The following is an 18,577-nucleotide window of genomic DNA, read 5'->3' as shown; positions in this document are numbered from 1 at the left end:
TCCCCACCGCCATGATCCCCACCTACCTCACCCACCTCACCCACCTCCCCCAACTCCCCAACGGCAAGACCAACACCAAACAACTCCCCCCGCCCGAGGCACTGTTGAGCGAACGCGCTCCGGTAGCCCCGCGCACCCCGGACGAGTTCGTGCTGGCCAAGCTCTGGTCCGAGGTGCTCGGTGTCCAGGACGTCAGCGTCCAGGACGACTTCTACGACGTGGGCGGTGACTCGCTGCGCGCGGTCCAGGTGTTCCAGCTCCTCTCGGACGCCGGCTCCCCCGTCCCGCTCTCCGTACTGCTCGGCAATCACACGATCGAGCAGCTCGCCACCCAGCTCGGCAGTGGCACCGGTACCGGTACCGGCCCCGATTCCGCCGAGGTCCGCGAGGTCCACGAGGCACTCGCCCCCTGACCCACCGCACACGTACCAATCCCGCCCGGACGTCCCGGGCAGCCGAATGGAGAACTTCGCATGGCCACCGCACCAGTGAGCATCGAGACAGCGAGCACCGAGGACCGCCTCCGGACCGCCGAAGCCGCCGGGCTCGAACTCTTCCTGAAGGGGTTCACCGTCTTCCGCGCCGCGCAGAGGACCCACGACATCCAGCCGGCCGAGCTGGCCTCGTTCCAGGCGCTCTGGAACGACCTGGCCCCCGACGAGAACCTGAACGGCGGTACGTACCGCACCCGCCGCTACGGCCGGGTACGCGCCGAGGTCCTCGCCGACGGACCGGTGTTCACCGCGCTGCCGCACAGCACCTTCCAGCAGTCCGCCGAGCACATTCCGATCCACATGGGCAAGGCCCGCCACTTCGAGCCGATCAGCCAGGACAACCTCGCCCACCCGGCGCTGCTGACCCTGCTCGCCCACGGGCTGCGGCTGATCGGGTCGAGCGACACCCGCAAGGAGTGGGAGATCGGACTGCACATGGTGCGGACGGTCGCCGACGAGAACCCGGGCCTGCCGACCCCCGAGGGCCGTCACCGCGACGGGCACGACTACGTCGGCATGCACCTGCTGGGCCGCCGCGACTGCAGGGGCGGCACGTCCATCGTCTACCGCGAGGGCCTGCCGGACACCACGCTGACCCTGCTGGAGCCGCTGGACGGGATGATGGTCGTCGACGCCGCGGTCATGCACGAGGTGACCCCGATCTCCGCGACCTCCGGCCAGGGCACCCGCGACATGCTGCTCGTGGACTACAACGCGATCGGCGACGAGATGCGGGAGTCCCGGCCGTGACGCTGCCGAGCTCCGCCCCGGTGCAGGACGGTACGGACCCCGTACCACTGCTGCTGGAACTCGTACAGACCCCCTCCGTGTCGGGTGGTGAGGCGCCGGCCGCGCAGGCCCTGGTCGACTGGTTCCGCCGGTCCGGCTTCACCGCGTACGTCGACGGGGCCGGCAACGCCGTCGGTGAGATCGGCGGCGGGGCCGGGGACCCGGTGGTGATGCTGCTGGGCCACATCGACACGGTCCCCGGCATCCTGCCCGTCGAGGTCCGCGGCGAGATCCTGCACGGCCGCGGCACCGTCGACGCGAAGGGTCCGCTGGCCACGTTCGCCTGGGCGGCGGCCCGTGCGGCCGCCGCCGGGGTCCGCGCCCGGTTCCTGGTGGTCGGGGCCGTGGACGAGGAGCGGGAGTCGAGCGGCGCGCTGCACCTGGTCGACCGGTACGCACCGGACGCCCTGGTGATCGGCGAGCCGAGCGGGGTCGACGGGGTGGTGCTCGGCTACAAGGGCATCCTGCGGCTGCGGTACGAGGTGGAGCGCCCTGCCGCGCACACCAGCAGCCCGGAGGAGAAGGCCACCGAGGTCGCCACGGACTTCTGGAACCTGCTCCGGGACCGGCTGGCCGGCCACCGGCCGGACGCCGCGTTCTTCGAGCAGGCCCTGCCCGCCCTGGTGGGCATGGCCGGTGACATCGAGCGGGCCTCGCTCGACATCTCCGTCCGGCTGCCCCCGGACTTCGACACCGACGAACTGCTGGGCTGGCTCGACGGGCAGGCGCGGGGCGGCCGGATCACGGTCGTCGAGCGCACCGCGGCGGTCCGCTCGCCGCGCACCGACCCGGTGGTGCGGGCGCTGACCACCGCGATCCGGGGCCGCGGGCTGCGGCCCGTGCCCAAGGTGAAGCTCGGTTCGTCCGACATGAACGTGGTCGCGCCGCACTGGCGCTGCCCGGTCGCCGCGTACGGACCGGGCGACGCCCACCTCGACCACACCGACCACGAACACATCGACCTGCGTGACTACCGGCTCGCCATCGACGTCCTGACCGATGCCCTCGGGCTCCTCGCCGCATCACTCGGCGGGGTCCCCGTGGGCGCCGGCGAGAAAACAGGGGCCCTCCAATGACCGAATCCACCACGACCTGTACGCCCTTCCGCCCGGGCGACCCGGACGCGCCGCTCGCAGTGCTCTACTCCCGCATCCGCGTCGAGGAGCGCAAGCTCCTCGAGGAGCTCGACCGCCGCAGCGTCCCCTACGAGCTGATCGACTCCCGTACCGCGGTGTTCCGCCCGGACGGGCCGGGACTGCCGTACCGCGGCGCGCTGAGCCGGGAGATCTCCCACACCCGCAACGTGTACGCGACCCGGCTGCTGGAGCACGCGGGGCTGACCGTGGTCAACAGCCACGACATCATCTCCACCTGCGGCGACAAGCTGCTGACCACGCTGCGGCTGCTGGAGGCGGGCATCCCGACCCCGCGCGTGATGGTCGGCCTGACCCCCGACGCGGCGCTGGACGCCCTGGAGGAGTTCGGCTATCCGGTCGTCGCCAAGCCGCTCACCGGTTCCTGGGGCCGGCTCGGCGCCCGCCTCAAGGAGCGCGAGACGGCGGAGGCGGTGCTGGAGCACAAGGCCGCGCTGACCGGTCCCCAGCACCAGATCACGTACATCCAGGACTACGTCGACAAGCCGGGCCGGGACATCCGGGCGTACGTGTTCGGCCGCGAGGTGGTCGGCGCGATCTACAAGTACTCGGACCACTGGCGCACCAACACCGCGCGCGGCGGCAGGCCCGTGGTCTGCCCGGTCACCCCGGACCTGGAGAAGCTGCTGGTGGCGACGGCCGAGGCGATGGGCGAGGGGGTGCTCGCCGTGGACCTCCTGGAGGGCCCGGACGGCGAGGTGTTCGTCAACGAGATCAACCACACGCCCGAGTTCCACGGCGCGATCGACGTGCTCGGCACGGGCATGGTCGGCCGCTACGTGGACTACGTCCTGAACCGGCTGGCCGACCGATGACGAACGAGACGAACGGGACCACCCCGATGAGCACGCAGAACACGCAGAACACCCTCACCCGGGTCACCGCGATCGCGCTGGCCGGCCCCACCCCGTGCGACGGCCGGCTGCTGGACGTGCCGGCCGGACAGTACGACTGGCTGCGGCTGCTCGTCACCGCCGACGCCCCGGAGCAGCTCGACGAGCTGGACGAGGAGGTGTGGCTGCACTACCGGGGCGGCGCCGACCCCGAGTGGCTGCGGACCACCGGCACCGGGGCCGACGGCCACCGGACCGCCCGGATCCCCGTGACCCGCCGGGACGACCTGCTCGCCGTCCGGCTGCCCGTCCGGGCCGGCATCACCGTGCACGCCGCCGACCTCACCGCCGAGACGGCCACCTCCTCCGCCCCGACCACCGACTTCCCGATCGGAGCATGACCCCCATGTCCAAGCTCGCCATGTTCGGCGGCACCCGCACGGTGACCGCCCAGGACGCGGACCCGTCTCTGATCGCCTGGCCGGTGGTGACCGACGCGGAACGCGAGTCGGCGCTGCGGGTCTTCGACAGCGGCCAGTTCACTTCGAACAACACCAACGGCGAGGTCCAGCTCCTGGAGCGGGAGTGGGCCGAGTACGTGGGCGCCGCGCACTGCGCGGCCGTCTCCAACGGCACCGCCGCCATCGAGCTGGCGCTGGCCGCGGCCGGGATCGAGCCGGGCGCCGAGGTGCTGGTCCCCGCGTTCACCTTCATCGCCAGCGCCATCGGCCCCGTCCAGCGCTCGCTGACCCCGGTGTTCGTGGACATCGACCCGGTCACCTTCTGCATGGACCCGGTGGCCGCCGAGGCTGCGATCACCCCCCGCACCAAGGCGATCGTGGTCGTGCACCTGCATGGCCTGCCCGCCGACATGACCGCCTTCCGGGCGCTGGCCGCCCGCCACGGGCTGCTGCTGATCGAGGACGCCGCCCAGTCCCACGCGGCGACCTACCAGGGCGCCCGTACCGGCTCGCTCGGCGACATCGCCACCTTCAGCCTCAACGTGGTGAAGAACCTGCCGACCTGCGGCGAGGGCGGGCTGGTCACCACCAACTCGGCCGATCTGCACCGTGAGGTGGAGCTGCGCCGCCAGTTCGGCGAGAAGCTCCAGGGCGCCAAGGAGCGCGACTACCGCTCGCGGATGCTCGCCGGGAACGAGAAGCTCAGCGCCGTGCAGGCCGCGTTCGCCCGCGCCCAGCTGGCCCGGCTCGACGAGTACCACGAGGCGCGCACCCGCAACGTCGAGGCATTCCTCGACCGGATCCGGCACCTGCCGGGCCTGCTCGTCCCGCACACCCCGGCCGACCGCACGCACGCCTGGCACATCCTGCGGCTGCGCTTCGACCCGGCCGCGATGGGCCACGCCGGGGTGGCGCCGGGCGCGCTGCGCTCGATCCTGCACCGCGCGCTGCGCGCCGAGGGCGTCCCCGCGCAGCCGTACCAGCTGGTGCCGCTGCCCGGCCAGCCCGCCTTCCGTGAACTGGGCTACCGGGCCGAGGACTTCCCGGTGACCTGTGAGGTCATCGAGGACTCGCTGACGCTGCAGCGCTGGCACCTCAACCCGGCCTCCGGTCCGGTGCTCCAGCGCATCGCGGACGGGTTCGAGAAGGTCTGGGGCCACCTGGACACGCTCGGCGCGGCCGCCGCCGGCCTGGACTACCGCCCCGTGTGGGCGACCGCGCAGAAGGCGGGGGTCTGACATGGCCACCGCCATCGGCACCCGGTCCACCGAGGAGCTGGCCGAGCTCGTCCGGGAGCAGGTCCTGGAGATGGGGCTCAGCGAGCACGGTACGCACATCGGCGGCAGCCTCTCGGCGACCGACGTGATGACGCTGCTCTACAACGAGGTGCTGCGGCTGCGCCCGGAGGAGCCCGAGTGGGCCGACCGGGACCGCTTCATCCTCAGCAAGGGCCACGCCTCCGCCGCCCTGTACGCGGTACTCGCCTCCCGCGGCTTCCTGCCCGTCGAGGAGCTCGCCCAGTACGGGGTCTCCGGCGGCCGGCTGGCCGGCCACCCGCTGCGCCGGCTGCCCGGTGTGGAGTTCCCCTCGGGCTCGCTGGGCCACGGTCTGTCGCTCGGTGTCGGCAGTGCCGTCGCCGCCCGGCGCCAGGGCCGCCCCAGCCGGGTGTTCGTCCTGATGGGCGACGGGGAGATCCAGGAGGGCTCGGTGTGGGAGGCCGCGATGTCGGCGGCCCACCTGCGGCTGGACAACCTGGTCGGGATCGTGGACCGCAACCGGCTGCAGATCACCGGGCACACCGAGGAGCGGATGGGCCTGGAGCCGCTCGCCGACAAGTGGCGCAGCTTCGGCTGGGACACCATCGAGGTGGACGGGCACGACCTGGACGCCCTGCGCGCCGTGTTCGCCGCCCTGCCCTCCCCGTCGGGCCGGCCCACGATGGTGATCGCCGAGACGGTCAAGGGCAAGGGCGTCCCGTTGTTCGAGGACAAGAAGAAGTCTCATTCGGTGAAGCTGAGCCCGAATCTGCACCGGCGCGCGCTGGGCGGACTGCGGGCCCGTTCGAGGAGGAACCCGTGACCGTCGTCGAGGAAACAGCCCCGGCCGCCGTGTCCGCGTGGCAGGAGCGGTACGCGGCCGCCAGCCGCGACGTGTACCGGGCCACCCTGTTCGACCTGGCCAAGTCCGACCCGCGGATCTTCGCGGTGGACACGGACATGGGCGGGCTGGAGGACGGCTTCGAGCCCGAACTGCCGGGCCAGTACGTGAACGTGGGCATCGCCGAGGCGAACCTGATGGGCGTCTCGGCGGGGCTCGCCGCCGACGGCCTGGTGCCGTTCGCGAACACCATCGCCTCGTTCGCGGCCACCCGGGCCTGCGAGCAGGTGAAGGTGGACATCGCGGGGAACAACCTGCCGGTGCGGATCGTGGGCACCCACGGCGGTTTCTCCGCCGGGCACTACGGACCGACCCACCACTCGCTGGAGGACGTGGCGATCCTGCGCACCCTGCCGAACCTGACGGTGGTGGTGCCGGCCGACGCCGCGGAGACCGAGTACGCCATCCGCGCGATCGCCGACACCGAGGCCTTCCCCGGCCCCGTGTACGTGCGGCTGGGGCGCAGTGCCACGCCGCTGGTCCACCGGGGCCCGTACGAGTTCCGGATCGGCAAGGCGGACCTGCTGCGTCCGGGCGGCGACGTGACCATCGTGGCGACCGGCCCGCTGCCGGTGTCCGAGGCGCTGGCCGCGGCCGGACTGCTCGCGGAGCGCGGGATCGACGCCCGGGTGCTGAACATGCACACGGTCAAGCCGCTCGACGAGGAGGCCGTACTGGCCGCCGCGCGCGAGACGGCCGGGCTGGTCACCGTCGAGGACTCGGTGCTGGTCGGCGGGCTCGGCTCGGCGGTCACCGAGCTGACCTCCGAGCGGTGGCCGTGCCGGGTGCGCCGGATCGGCGTCCCGGACGGCTTCCACGACGAGGTCGGCAGCGAGCGCGAGCTGCTGGTGCTGGCCGGGGTGACCGCGGAGCGGATCGCCGAGGCCGCCGAGGACGTGGTCGTGCGCAGCCGCTAGCCGGACCTCAACGGCCACCGTCCGCCCGGAGCGGGGCCCTCGGGAACGAGCGGCACAGCGCGAGGGCGGGCTCCACGAGGGTGCGGGGCATCAGGTAGGGCGCGATCTCGGCCGGCGTACGGCCGAAGGTCAGCAGGTCCCCGCGCACCGGGTCCACGTCGACCGAGTCGGCGTGACCGGCCAGCAGTTCGCGCCACCGGTCCACCGCGGACCCGTCCACCCCGGAATCCGTCACCCAGGCGTCCGTGCCCAGGTGCAGGGTGGTCCCGCCGGCCCGCAGCGCGCGGTCCGCCAGCCCGGCGAACTCGTCCCCGGCCGGATCGCGGTGCGTCGTGAGCACCGCGGCGACCCGGCCGTCACCGGTGGCGAACCAGTCCGCCAGGGCGGTGCCCGCCGGCAGGGTCCCGGTCGGGTACGGGTGGGCGGCGGGCGCGGGCGGACCGGCGAGCAGCCGCTCCATCGTCACCTCCGACAGCGGCTTGTCGGGGTTGGGGAGGTAGCGCACGGTCCGGTAGCCGAGCCGCGCGTACACCGGCGGATTGCCCCGTTCGACCACCGCGTCGAGGACCACCCGGTCCGCTCCCGCGGCAGCGACATCCGACTCCAGGGCTCGTACCAGGCGTCGGGCAAGACCCGTTCCGAGGGCTTCGGGGGACACGCCGAGCCGGCCGACCCCCCAGGTGGTGGGGCCCTTGGGAATCGCGCGGATGCTCCCGAGCAGTTCGCCGTCCGCGTTCCGGGCGATCCACAGCCCGGCCCCGCCCGCCAGATCGGCCCGTACGTCCTCGGCGCTCTCGAAAGCGCCGTCCGGCCGCGGAAGTCCGGGCAGGGGATCCGCGTCGGCGAATGAGGCACGGGTGACCTCCGCGATCCGCTCGGCGAGATCGGCGGTGGCGGCCGCATCCGGGCCGAATCCCAAGAATTCAATTCCTATCGCACTGTCAAGGAGGTTCATATGCCGAACCTAATGGATGTCGCACAACCTCGGGTGAACCAAGTGACCTTCACCCCGGTGCCCCTGGACGGCCTTTTCAACGGAAAGGGCGTTTCCGCGCCACGGCGCTGGCCGACGACCGGCGGCTTCAATGTGTGGGGCAATACCTTTCCGGCCGAGGGATTTCCGGGCTCGGGCGGTGAGACCCTCGTGGAGGGCGTCCCGTACCTGCTGCCCGGCAAGGGCGGCCCGGCGGCGGCCGGCACCGCGATGGACAACGTCCGCTGCCGCGGCCAGCTCCTGCCCGTGCCCGCCGGCGAGCACCAGTGGATCCACGTCCTGGGCGCCGCCGAACGCCGCACCGAGGACGAGCTGCTCGTCCACTACGCCGACGGCCCGGTGCGCCGCCAGTGGCTCCGGATCTCCGATTTCTGGCCGGAAACCGACCAGCGTTTCGGGGAGCTGCTGGCCTTCCGGACCCGCTACCTGATGTACCCGCGGCACTCCCAGCACAACATGCCGCCGTCCGTGTGGGCGCAGCGCGTGCCGGTCACCGTGCCGGGCACCGTGACCGCCGTGGAGCTGCCGGACAACCCGGCCATGCACCTGTTCGCCATCACCCTGGAGACCCGAAAGACGGTGGAAGCATGAGGGTCGAGCTGCCCAACATCGCGCACTGGCGCCACGACCTGGGCCACTGCCTGCACACCACCATGGGTGTGCTCCTCCAGCACCACGGCCTGGACCCGCTCCAGGTGCTCGGCGCCAACTGGGGGTTCTTCCACCGGCCCGGGGACGTCCGCCGCGAGGAGTACTACTTCCCGCTGCACCGGGACGGCCTGCTGGAGAGCCTGGCCCCGCACCACCCGGTGTGGTCGCGCTGGCACTGGCCGAAGGACGCGGAGTCCGGCTGGCGGGAGGTCCGGGAGGCGGTGCTCGCCGGGAACGCGGTCGCGGCCGCGGCCGACAACTTCCACCTGCCCTTCCGCCCCGCCTACCGGGACGTGCACACCAACCACCTGCTCACGGTGTACGGCTTCGACGACGAGCGCGAGCTGGTGCTGATCTCCGACCCGGTGCCGCCCCGTTTCCAGGGCGCCATCCCGCTGGGCCAGTTCACCGACGCCCGCGACTCGGCCAATCCGGTGCTGCACGACCGCGACCTGTTCTTCACCGACAACCCGGTGGCCAACCGCTGGCTGGAGGTGGGCGTGAGCGGCGAGGTCCCGCCGCACGACCGGGACTTCGTACGGGGCGTCCTCGAGGCCAACGACCGCGGCTTCGCGGCCGTCCACCCCGGCCCCGAGCTCTCCGGTCTGGCGGGCCAGCGGGTCTTCCTCGACGAGCTGGCCGACCGGCTCGGCGACGGCGACGGGTCCGTGATCGACGAGGCCTTCATCGCCACCGGCGCGGTCCTCGCGATGACCGGCGTGCACGGCGACTACCTGGCCGCGACGGCCCGCCAGTTCGACTCCCCGCTGCTGATGGAGGCCTCCCGCACGGTGGACCGCGTCGCCCACGCGTGGAGCGCGCTGCGCATCGACGTGGCGATGGCCCGCGAGGAGCCGGCGAGCGCCGAGACCTCCGTGCGCGACCGGTCCAAGCTGCTGCTGGCCGAGCAGGAGCTGGCCCTGGAGCGGCTGCGCACGGCGGCCCGCGCCCTCTGAGCCCGCGCCCGCCGCCCGCCCTCCTCCCCTGCATCCCTCTTCCACCTCCCTCCGAGAGGCCGAGATGACCGACGTAAAGATCCATTCGCTGCCCGCGCACCTGCGCGTGGCCTTCACGGAGGCGGTGACCGACCGGGTCGCGGCCGGCGCCCGGGGCGACACGGTGCTCGGCCGCCCCGAGTGGCAGCTGCCCGAGCGGCTCGCCGACCAGCTGCGGGACTGGCTGGGCAGTCCCGACCCGGCCGACGGCTTCCGGGTGGTGCGCGGCCTGTTCGACGGTTTCGCCGAGCCCGGCCCGACTCCCCCGCACTGGGCGCAGACCGACGCCGAGGACTCCGCGGCGCACGACGTGGCGCTGGCGCTGGCGGCCCGGCTGCTCGGCCGGGTCTTCGGCTGGACCGACCAGCAGGACGGCCGGGTCGTCCACAACATCCTGCCCAGCCGCGGCTACGAGGAGATGCAGGTCGGCGCGAGCAGCACCGTCCCGCTCACCTGGCACACCGAGGACGGGTTCCACCCCGAGCGGGCCGACCTGCTGCTGCTGGCCTGCATCCGCAACCCCGACGCCGTCGGCACGCTCCTGGCCGGAATTCGCCGTGCACCGCTGTCGCCGGAGGCGATCGAGCAGCTGCGCAAGCCGCTGCTGGTGATCGAGCCCGACGACAGCTACGAGGACGAGGACGCGGCCCACGAGGAGCGGATCGGCATGGCCACCGTGTGGGACGGGGACCACGGCCTGGGCATCCGCTACGACCCCAGCTACACCGTGCCGCTGACCGAGGACCCGGCCTTCTCCGCGGCCTATGAACAGCTGGGCGCCGCTTTCGAGGAGTGCGGATTCATCGTCCCGCTGGAGCCGGGCGACCTGCTGATGGTCGACAACAACGCGGTGGTGCACGGGCGGATAGCCTTCCGTCCCCGCTACGACGGCACCGACCGCTGGCTCAAGCGGGTACTCGTCCGCGCGCAGGGGGTCCGGCCCACTCGAGAACTGCTCGAACACGGATACCACCAGCAGCAGACCGATCCGGAGAACCAGGTGGTCCCGGCCGGGGTCTGACCCGGACTTTGTCAGATTGCCGCCCCGGTTCGGCACGTAACTGACAAGGATTCCCTCGCGCATTGGCTCACCGCGTCCCCCTGTGGCTACGTTCGGCTCGCTGAATACCCATCCGACGCTCTGTGAATGGAGGGCCCATGGACGTGCAGCTGCCCGGACGTCGGGCCGATGCCGAGAGAACGGGAATGACGACCGAACCCCTCAAACAGCTCGCCGCCGAGGGCGTCTCCCTGTGGCTGGAGGGCGTGGGCCACCACCGGCTCTCCTCCGGGGAACTGGCGGGCCTCGTCCCCTCGCACGGCATCAGCGGGGTCAGCTGCGCCCCGCACGGGCCCTCCGGGCTGCTCGACCGCAGTGACTACCGGGCCAGGCTCGACGAGCTGTCCTCCTACGGTGCGGGCGCCGCGGAGGCGGCCCGCGTCCTGGCCGCCCGCGACGTGCGGACGGCGTGCGACACGCTGCTGCCGGTGTGGGAGCGCAGCCGGGGCGCCGACGGGCAGGTGTGCGCGGCGATCGGCCACACCCGGGACGTCCGGGGGGCGCTGGCCGAGGCACGTTCGCTGCACTGGACGGTGGACCGGCCGAACCTGCTGGTTCGGCTGCCCGCCGACCCGGTGGGGCTGGCCACGGCGAGCGACTGCCTCGCCGAGGGCATCGGGGTGGCGTTCGGGCCGGTGTACGGGGCCGAGAGCTACGAATCGGTACTGGAGGCCTGGCTGCTGGGCCTGGAGCGGGCGGTGGCGGCGGGTCTCGCGCCGGGCCGGATCCCGGCTGCCGTGCAGGTGCCGGTGAGCGAGATCGACGCGGCCGTGGGCACCCTGCTGAGCGCGCACACGGGGCGGACCGCGGAGGCACTGCGCGGCCGGGTGGCCGTCGCGGTGGCCCGGCTGGTCTTCAGCGCGTACGAGCGCCGCCTCGACGGTGCGCGCTGGCGGGAGCTGGTCCGCGCCGGGGCCAGGCCGCACCGGCTGGTGTGGTCCTTCGGCGAGGAGGCGGCGGACCGTCTCTCGGGCGGTCTGGTGGCCGAGGGGACCGTGCAGTCACTGACCGCCGAGGGCCTGCGGGCCCTGTCCGCGACGGTGGTCCTGATGGAGGGCGACACCCTCTCGGGCCGCGTGCACAGCGCCCGGGAGGACCTCAGGCTGCTGGCCGGCCTGGGTGTGGACTGGGAGCAGCGGGCCAAGGAGCTGAGCACCGAGTCCCCGAACCGCCAGTACGACGCCTGGCGCGAGCTGGTGGACGCGGTGGGCCGGGCCATGGAACAGCAGACCGGCCGGTAGCCCCTCGGGGCACCGGCCGGATCGTGCGGGGGCGGCGACGGTCGTCGCGCAGGGACGCCGACCGTCGTCGCAGGGGGACGACGGTCAGCCCGAAACCGCGGCGAGAGAGCGCTCGCGGCCGGGGAAGCCGGTGTCCGAGAGCCCGAGCAGCGGGGCCGACTTGACCGCGGTCTCCTCGAACTCGGCCTCCGGGCCGGACAGGGCCACGATGGCCCCGCCGATCCCGTACCGGACCCGGCCCGGGGTCATCACCAGGGTGCGGATGACGATGCTCAGGTCGGCCTCGCCGGAGAGCGAGAAGTACCCGATGGCGCCCGCGTACACTCCGCGCGGCCCCGCTTCGAGCCGGTCGATGAGCTGCATGGTGCGCCGCTTGGGAGCTCCGGTCATGGAGCCGCCGGGGAAGGCGGCGCGGACGCAGTCCACGGCGGTGAGCTCGGGCCGCAGCCGGGCCCGGACGGTGCTGACGAGCTGATGGACCGTCGCGTACGTCTCCACGCGGAAGATGTCGTCGGCCTCGACCGAGCCGGTGCGGGCGCAGCGGCCGAGGTCGTTGCGGACCAGGTCGACGATCATCAGGTTCTCGCTGCGGTCCTTCTCGCAGCCGGCCAGCTCGCGGCGGATCTCCGCGTCCTCGACGGGGTCGGCCCCGCGCGGCCGGGTGCCCTTGATGGGCCGCGATTCGGCGTACCCGTCGCCGTCCACCCGCAGGAACCGCTCGGGCGAGGTGCTGAGCACCGAGACGTCCCCGAACCGGAGCAGCGCGCCGAAGGGCGCCGGGTGGCTGCGGCGCAGCTGCCGGTAGGTCTGCCAGGGGTCGGGAGAGCCGTCGGCCTCGGCCATGTTGGTCAGGCAGACCTCGTACGTCTCCCCGGCCGCGATCTCCCGCTGGCAGTCGTCGATGAGGGCGAGGTAGCTGTCCCGGTCGTGGCGCAGCCGCAGCCCGGTGAGCGGCTGCTGCGGCAGCGGCTCGGGCAGGGAGCGGCCGGTGGTGGCGCGCAGCCGGTCGGCAGTGGTGCGCAGCCAGTCGCGGGCGGCGGTCTCGTCGCCCTCCTCGGCGAGGGCGAGCAGGTAGGTGGTGCCGGTGTGGTGGTCGAGGACCACGGCCCGGTCGGCGAAGACCATGACGGCGTCGGGCTGTTCGGCCCGGTGGGCCTGGTCGCCGCCGCACTGGGCCTTGAGCTCGTAGCCGAGGTAGCCGACCCAGCCGAGGGCGAAGCCGAAGGGCAGCTCGGGGACCTGGACGTCGAGGGACTTCAGGTCGCGGTCGACCCAGTCGAGGAAGTGCTCGGCCACGATCTGGCCGGTGGCGCCGCCCGCGCCGGTCACGGTGACGGTGCCGCTGGCCACGTCCCCGGTCGCGACCCGGGCCAGCGGGCCCCGGGCGTCGCCCATGAAGGAGAAGCGGCCGGCGCTGTCGGTACGGCTGCTGTCGAGCCAGAAGGCGTGGTCGCTGCCCTGGAACAGCTCGTCGAAGGCCGCCTCGTCGTCCCAGCGGGTGGTGAGGAAGTCGGCGAGGACCCGCAGCCGGGTGCGCGGGGCCGCCGGTGCGGCGGGGAGGGGAGCGGTCGCGGCGGGCCGGAGCGGCTCGGCGCGCAGCTGCTCGGGGCGGGCGGTGCGGCGGCGGGCGGCGGACCGGCCCTGCCCCTCGTGGTGCTCGGTGGCCAGCCGCTGGAAGTTCCGTACGAGCTCGTGCCCGTACGTGGTGGAGATGGACTCGGGGTGGAACTGGACGCCCCAGCGCGGCAGCTCGCGGTGGCGCAGCCCCATCACCACGCCGTCGTCGCTCCAGGCGGTCGCCTCCAGCTCGTCGGGCAGGTCGGTGACGGCGAGCGAGTGGTAGCGCACCACCTCGAACGGGGAGGGCAGGCCGGCGAAGAGACCGGTGCCGTCGTGCAGCACGGGCGAGGTCCGGCCGTGCCGGGGCTCGGCGGCCCGGACCACCCGTCCGCCGTGGGCGTGGGCGAGCCCCTGGTGGCCGAGGCAGATGCCGAGGAGCGGCAGGTCCCCGTGGTCCAGGACGTCCCGGCAGATCCCGAAGTCCGCCCGGCGCTCCGGCGTTCCGGGTCCCGGGGAGAGCACCACGGCGTCGAACCCGTCGAGCAGGTCCGGGCTCCAGCTCGTCTCGTCGTTGCGGATCACCACGGGCTGACGGCCCGTGACCTCGGCGATCTGGTGGAAGAGGTTGTAGGTGAAGGAGTCGTAGTTGTCGACGAGCAGGGTGCGCACAGGGACCTCGCTGGGGGCAGAGGGAGCTGAGGGGTGGGCAGTGAGCGGCGGGAGGCGGCTCAGACGGCCGGGACGATCTCCAGCAGCAGGTGGTCGACGGGGTGCGCGCCCTCCTGCACGACGGTCGACCTCAGGGTGCGCAGCTCGCGGCCGGTCTCGGCGGCCAGGGCGTGCAGGGCGCGGAGGTCGCCGCGCGAGCTGAAGTGCAGCAGCGCCGAACCGCCGGGGGCCAGCCGGTCGGTGGCGTCGGCCAGGAAGCGGCGGTGGGCGGCGTATCCGGGGTCGACGTACGCCATGTCGTGGGCCGAGCCGTAGACGTGCCCGGCCGGCGCGAGCACGTAGTTGGAGCTCCAGAAGATGAGGTCGAAGCGCTCGGCGGGGTCGAGGGAGTCGAAGAGGTCGCTGTGCACCGCCTCGACCCGGTCGGCCATTCCGTGGCGCTGCGCGTTGAGCCGGGCGTTGGCCACGGCCTGGGGGTTGATGTCGGAGGCGACGACCCGCTCGCAGCCGGCCAGTGCCCCGGTGATCGCGATCACACCGGTGCCGCAGCCGATCTCCAGCATGGATCCGCGGCGGGGGGTGGTCCAGTCCTCGGTCCAGCCGAGGAAGTCCAGGGCTATGCCGGTGCTGGGCGAATAGGTGGGGCAGAACACCTCGTCGAGCAGGTTCCACTTACGGCCGCGGAGATCGAACTCGCGGGGCCGGTCGGCCCGGGTGCGGGACTCGGCGCTCCGGGCCAACGAGCGCTCGTAATCACGTACTTCGGCAGCCGGGTCCGTGGCCTGCGCCGGCATTCCGGTGAGGAGCGGCGCGGAGACGGGCGCGGAGATCGACTGGGACGAAGCGCTCTGAACCCGGGTCTGCTGCATGACGTAATTTCCCCCTTGTGGCATTTCCTGCGTGAGTTTCACGACCGGTCCCCGCCGGGGGACCGGATGCCAGAAGTCTGGTTCGGGGGCGTGCGCTTACGGAAGGTGAGCCCTCAACACACCCGGTGCCCATAAGTGGTGCCGCGGCCACTGCCCCGGCTCCAAAAACAAACAATCACCCCAAAGAAGCCCTTTATGTGGAATCCTTTAATCCGCCTGCCGGTACGGATTGTTAACAATTGACTGTGGACAGTGGCATCGCCTAGGTTCGCGGGACCGAGAAGTCACCACAAACCCAATCCATGATCTGGAGGACGAATAGTGGCGCTGGACCCTGTCTCCGTCGAGGTAAGGGCCCTGGCCGTACTCGAACTCCTCGCGCGCGAGGCCCCTGCATCCGCCTACGAGGAAATCGCCGCCTCCGCCCGCGCCGCCGGCGCCACCGCGGCGGAACTGGCCGCCGTGGACAAGGCCCTGGAGCACGCCGCCGTCGTCCGCGCCCAGCTCGGCCGCCGCCAGCAGCGCGAGGCCAGCCTCTCCGCTCTCGTCGACACCGCCCGGGACCTGACCCTCCCCTTCGACCTCGACACCCTGCTCAAGGTGATCACCCGCCGCGCCCGGCTGCTGCTCAACCTCGACATGGCGTACATCAGCTTCTACGAGGACTCCGAGAGCGACGGCTACGTCCGCACCGCCGACGGCCACGCCACCGCGCTGACCGTGGGCTTCCGGGTGCCCCGCCAGGGCGGGCTCGGCAGCGCCTCCCGCCGCAACAGCGCGCCGTTCTGGACCCCCGACTACATGGCCGACGAGCGGATCGCCCACCACCCCGTGATCGACGAAGTGGTGCGCGCCGAGGGCCTGCACGCCATCCTCGCCGTGCCGCTCACCGGCCACGGCACCTCCTTCGGCGTGCTCTACTCCGCCGACCGCAACGTCCGGCACTTCACCCCGGAGGAGGTCTCGCTGATGTCCTCGCTCGGCGACCTCGCCAGCGTGGCCATCGACAAGGCCCGGGTGCTCAACCAGGCCCGCACGGACATCACCGCCCTGGAGCAGTACAGCTCGAAGGCCAAGTCCCACCTGAACTCCGCCCACCGCGTCAACGAGATCCACCAGCGCATGATCGGCCTGCTGCTGGAGGGCTCCGGCCTGAGCGCCCTGACGGCCCTCACCGCCGAGGCCCTCGGCGGAACCGTCTCCGTCCTCGACCCCCGCGGCCGCACCCTCGCCGCCACCGGCGACCTGCCCGCCGGCAACTCCCCCGACGTGGCCGAGGCCCTGCTCACCCAGTTCGCCGACGAGCCGGTGCAACTGGCCGGCGACCACTGGCTCGTGCCGGTCACGGCCGGCACCGAGCGGCTCGGCGGCATCCTCCTGCACACCGCCGCGGTGCTCGACGAGGACGAGCTGCGCCTGCTGCAACTGGCCGCCGGCACCACCGGCGTGCTGCTGCTCATGGAACGCAACACCGCCATGGCCGAGAGCCAGGTCCGCGACGAGTTCTGCGACGCCCTGCTCAGCACCCCGCTGCGGCCGCTGCCGCAGCTCCGCGACCGGGCCCGGATCCTCGGCATCGACCTGGAGCGGCCGTACGCCGTCGTGGCCATCCGACCTGAGGGCGGCTCGCAGGGCCGCGCCGTCGTCTGGGCCTCCTCGTACGCCCTGGTCTCCGGCGGACTGTGCAGCGTGCGCAGCGACAGCATCGCCCTGCTGCTGCCCTCCGAGGATCCCGGGGCGACCGCCCGCCAGGTCTCCCAGGAACTGTCCCCGCTGCTCGGCCACCCCGTGACGGTCGGCGCGGGCGGTCCCACCAACCGCATCGAGGACTTCCAGCCGGCCTACGCCGAGGCGGTCCGCTGCCTCAGCGCCCTGGGTGCCATCGGCGGCATCGGCTCCAGTGCCTCCGCGAAGGAACTCGGCTTCCTCGGACTGCTGCTCGGCGACCACCACAGCGTGCAGGACTACATCACGCACACCATCGGCCCGGTCATCGACTACGACACCCACCGCTTCACCAATCTCGTCCAGACCCTGGAGGCGTACTTCGAATCGGGCGGCAGCCCGACCTACGCCGCCGAGGCCCTGCACGTCCACCCCAACACCGTCTCCCGCCGCCTGGAGCGGATGACGGCGCTGCTCGGCGACGACTGGCAGGAGCCCGCCAGGGCCCTGGAGGTCCAGCTCGCGCTGCGGCTGCACCGGACCCGCGACACCCTCGGGAACCGCCAGGAGGACCGCCCGCTCTGACGGCCCGTCTGCGGTCGTCCTCCCGCCGGCCTACGCCGTACGCCGGCGTCCCGTGTAGCCGCGGGTGTCGGCGAAACCGGTGCGCCGGTCCGCGGCCGCGTAGCCGCCGAAGCCCGTGAATCCGGTCGCCGCGTCCCCGAAACCGCCGCCGTGGCCCGGCCTCTGGCCGTAGCCGTAGCCGTGGCCCGATCCGTGGCCGGGCGCGTAGCCGGGCCCGTGGCCGGAGCTCATCCGCTCGGCCGCGAGCGCGGCCATCGCGGCGGTGGCCTGCGCCACCGAGGCCAGCGTCACGTGCCGGTGCCAGCCCTGGAACGAGCGCCCCTCGAAGTCCCGCATGCCCACCCGGTCCGACAGCTCGGTGGCGCCCCGCTCGATCCGGCGCGACAGCTGCCCCAGCCGCATCAGCACGGCGGGCGGAGCACTGGTCATGTCGGTCAGCCAGTACCGCTCCGGCCGGCGCCGGGCGTCCGACCACTCCCCCACCAGCAGCAGCGGTCCGCGGCCCGCCGGCCGGCGCCGGACGCCCGCGGCTGCGGTGCTCTCCGGCAGTTCCACTTGCAGGGTCGCCACGAAGCCGAGGCGTACGGTGCGGTCCGCGCGGTCCTCGTAGCGGACCGGCCGGCGCAGCATCCCCGCCGCGTCCATGATCTGACCGGCCGTCGCCGGCCTCCCGGCCCCCCTCGGCAGCTGCGGGTCGGTGACGTGCAGCGGGGTCGCGGCCGACACCTCCATCAGGAACGGCATCTCGGCCGCCCCCAGCCATCCCGGGATCAGCTCCGTGCCACCCTCCACCGCGTCCACGACCACCGGCAGCCGGCGCACCGCACGGGTCCGGGCGATGTCCAGCACGGCGTTCGCCGCACAGCCCGCCAGCGTGGTCTCCTCCGGCAGGTGCAGGGCCCAGCTGACCGGGACGCTCGCCTCCTCGGAGGCGGCCCAGGCCCCGTACGCCTGCTGCCCGTTGACCATGTGACCCGTCTCGGGGTCGAAGCGGCGCTCCACGCCCACCGAGTGCGCCCCCGACTTCGGGATCACCATCGGCTTGACCACCCAGGCCTGCAGCTTGAGCATGCCGTCCAGCTGCACGGCGAGGTTCTCGCGCACCGAGTCCCAGTCCCAGGTGGAGCAGGAGATGAAGTGGTGCAGGCTCTGCTCCCCGGCCGGCATCCCGGCGTGCGCGGCGATGTTCCGCATGGTCTTGCGCCCACGGGCGGTGAGGAGCCCCCGTACGTACAGTTCGGCCTTGCGCCGCTGGTCGGCCCGCGGCAGCGGGTCGAAGAGGGTCTGGCACAGCTGGCCGACCGGGTCCAGGGCCGTGAGGCCGGTCTGTGAGCGCGTGAACTGCACGAGCTGCGATCCCATGGAGATCTCGCCCTCCCCGTCGGTCGGTTGCTGTACCCCCAGAGCCTCTCCCGGAGGACGGCGTCACCACGAGGGCCGGCCGGCACACACCCGGGCCCGGGGGTGGTGGTCCGGCCACCAC

Annotated in this window: 17 protein-coding genes; 13 read left to right on the top strand and 4 right to left on the bottom strand. The window is 72.9% G+C overall.

All coding sequences use genetic code 11. The features are described from left to right. From ACWGE1_RS31785 to ACWGE1_RS31750, 8 genes are all read left to right on the top strand, one after another. Positions 1-413, top strand: a 413-nt coding sequence (locus ACWGE1_RS31785; RefSeq protein ID WP_453423909.1) for a phosphopantetheine-binding protein, incomplete at its 5' end; no start/stop codon positions are given. Between the two features lie 60 nt (positions 414-473). Then, positions 474-1,244 carry a 2OG-Fe dioxygenase family protein gene (locus tag ACWGE1_RS31780; RefSeq protein ID WP_453423908.1) on the top strand — a complete coding sequence of 257 codons (771 nt, stop codon included), beginning with the start codon at positions 474-476 and terminating at the stop codon, positions 1,242-1,244. After that, positions 1,241-2,359: a [LysW]-lysine hydrolase gene (locus ACWGE1_RS31775; RefSeq protein WP_453423907.1), complete on the top strand. Its 1,119-nt coding sequence runs from the start codon at positions 1,241-1,243 to the stop codon at positions 2,357-2,359. The genes ACWGE1_RS31780 and ACWGE1_RS31775 overlap by 4 nt, the downstream gene beginning before the upstream one ends. After that, entirely contained in the window at positions 2,356-3,252 is an 897-nt protein-coding gene (gene lysX, locus ACWGE1_RS31770) for a lysine biosynthesis protein LysX (RefSeq protein WP_453423906.1), read from the top strand. The genes ACWGE1_RS31775 and lysX overlap by 4 nt, the downstream gene beginning before the upstream one ends. A 26-nt stretch (positions 3,253-3,278) precedes the next feature. Then, a complete protein-coding gene (locus tag ACWGE1_RS31765) occupies positions 3,279-3,671 on the top strand; it encodes a hypothetical protein (protein WP_453423905.1) in 393 nt (130 codons plus the stop codon). Positions 3,672-3,676: 5 nt separating this feature from the next. Continuing rightward, positions 3,677-4,969 carry a DegT/DnrJ/EryC1/StrS family aminotransferase gene (locus tag ACWGE1_RS31760; protein ID WP_453423904.1) on the top strand — a complete coding sequence of 431 codons (1,293 nt, stop codon included), beginning with the start codon at positions 3,677-3,679 and terminating at the stop codon, positions 4,967-4,969. 1 nt (position 4,970) lies between these two features. Then, positions 4,971-5,810: a transketolase gene (locus tag ACWGE1_RS31755; protein WP_453423903.1), complete on the top strand. Its 840-nt coding sequence runs from the start codon at positions 4,971-4,973 to the stop codon at positions 5,808-5,810. After that, positions 5,807-6,805, top strand: coding sequence for a transketolase family protein (locus ACWGE1_RS31750; RefSeq protein ID WP_453423902.1), 999 nt, complete (start codon positions 5,807-5,809; stop codon positions 6,803-6,805). The genes ACWGE1_RS31755 and ACWGE1_RS31750 overlap by 4 nt, the downstream gene beginning before the upstream one ends. A gap of 7 nt (positions 6,806-6,812) precedes the next feature. Here ACWGE1_RS31750 and ACWGE1_RS31745 read toward each other — a convergent pair whose 3' ends face one another. Further along, complete coding sequence (locus ACWGE1_RS31745) at positions 6,813-7,724, bottom strand: GNAT family N-acetyltransferase (RefSeq protein WP_453423901.1); 912 nt, start codon at positions 7,722-7,724, stop codon at positions 6,813-6,815. A gap of 78 nt (positions 7,725-7,802) precedes the next feature. Between ACWGE1_RS31745 and ACWGE1_RS31740 the strand changes: the two genes are divergently transcribed. The 4 genes from ACWGE1_RS31740 (at position 7,803) to ACWGE1_RS31725 (ending at position 11,746) form a co-directional block, all read left to right on the top strand. After that, the gene (locus tag ACWGE1_RS31740; protein ID WP_453423900.1) at positions 7,803-8,390 is read left to right on the top strand and encodes a hypothetical protein; all 588 of its coding nucleotides are present in this window, start codon (positions 7,803-7,805) and stop codon (positions 8,388-8,390) included. Further along, positions 8,387-9,406, top strand: a complete 1,020-nt coding sequence (locus ACWGE1_RS31735) for a BtrH N-terminal domain-containing protein (protein WP_453423899.1) — start codon at positions 8,387-8,389, stop codon at positions 9,404-9,406. The genes ACWGE1_RS31740 and ACWGE1_RS31735 overlap by 4 nt, the downstream gene beginning before the upstream one ends. A 64-nt stretch (positions 9,407-9,470) precedes the next feature. Next, positions 9,471-10,466, top strand: a complete 996-nt coding sequence (locus tag ACWGE1_RS31730) for a TauD/TfdA family dioxygenase (RefSeq protein WP_453423898.1) — start codon at positions 9,471-9,473, stop codon at positions 10,464-10,466. Between the two features lie 185 nt (positions 10,467-10,651). After that, positions 10,652-11,746 carry a transaldolase family protein gene (locus ACWGE1_RS31725; RefSeq protein ID WP_453423897.1) on the top strand — a complete coding sequence of 365 codons (1,095 nt, stop codon included), beginning with the start codon at positions 10,652-10,654 and terminating at the stop codon, positions 11,744-11,746. An 84-nt stretch (positions 11,747-11,830) separates the two neighbouring features. Here the strand turns inward: ACWGE1_RS31725 and pabB are convergent, their stop codons facing one another. Both pabB and ACWGE1_RS31715 read right to left on the bottom strand, forming a co-directional pair. Further along, entirely contained in the window at positions 11,831-13,975 is a 2,145-nt protein-coding gene (pabB, locus tag ACWGE1_RS31720; RefSeq protein WP_453423896.1) for an aminodeoxychorismate synthase component I, read from the bottom strand. A 59-nt stretch (positions 13,976-14,034) separates the two neighbouring features. Next, positions 14,035-14,844: a methyltransferase domain-containing protein gene (locus tag ACWGE1_RS31715; protein WP_453423895.1), complete on the bottom strand. Its 810-nt coding sequence runs from the start codon at positions 14,842-14,844 to the stop codon at positions 14,035-14,037. Positions 14,845-15,165: 321 nt separating this feature from the next. Between ACWGE1_RS31715 and ACWGE1_RS31710 the strand changes: the two genes are divergently transcribed. Next, positions 15,166-17,094 (top strand): helix-turn-helix domain-containing protein, encoded by a 1,929-nt coding sequence (locus ACWGE1_RS31710; RefSeq protein ID WP_453423894.1) that lies wholly within the window; start codon positions 15,166-15,168, stop codon positions 17,092-17,094. A 30-nt stretch (positions 17,095-17,124) separates the two neighbouring features. On the opposite strand, the gene ACWGE1_RS31705 is transcribed toward ACWGE1_RS31710, so the two are convergent. Beyond that, a complete protein-coding gene (locus tag ACWGE1_RS31705; protein WP_453423893.1) occupies positions 17,125-18,456 on the bottom strand; it encodes an IS701 family transposase in 1,332 nt (443 codons plus the stop codon). Between the last annotated feature and the right edge of the window lie 121 nt (positions 18,457-18,577).

Source organism: Streptomyces sp. NPDC054932, assembly GCF_053610205.1.
Note: the sequence above shows the minus strand (reverse complement) of the source record. Positions and strands in the feature narration are given on the sequence as shown.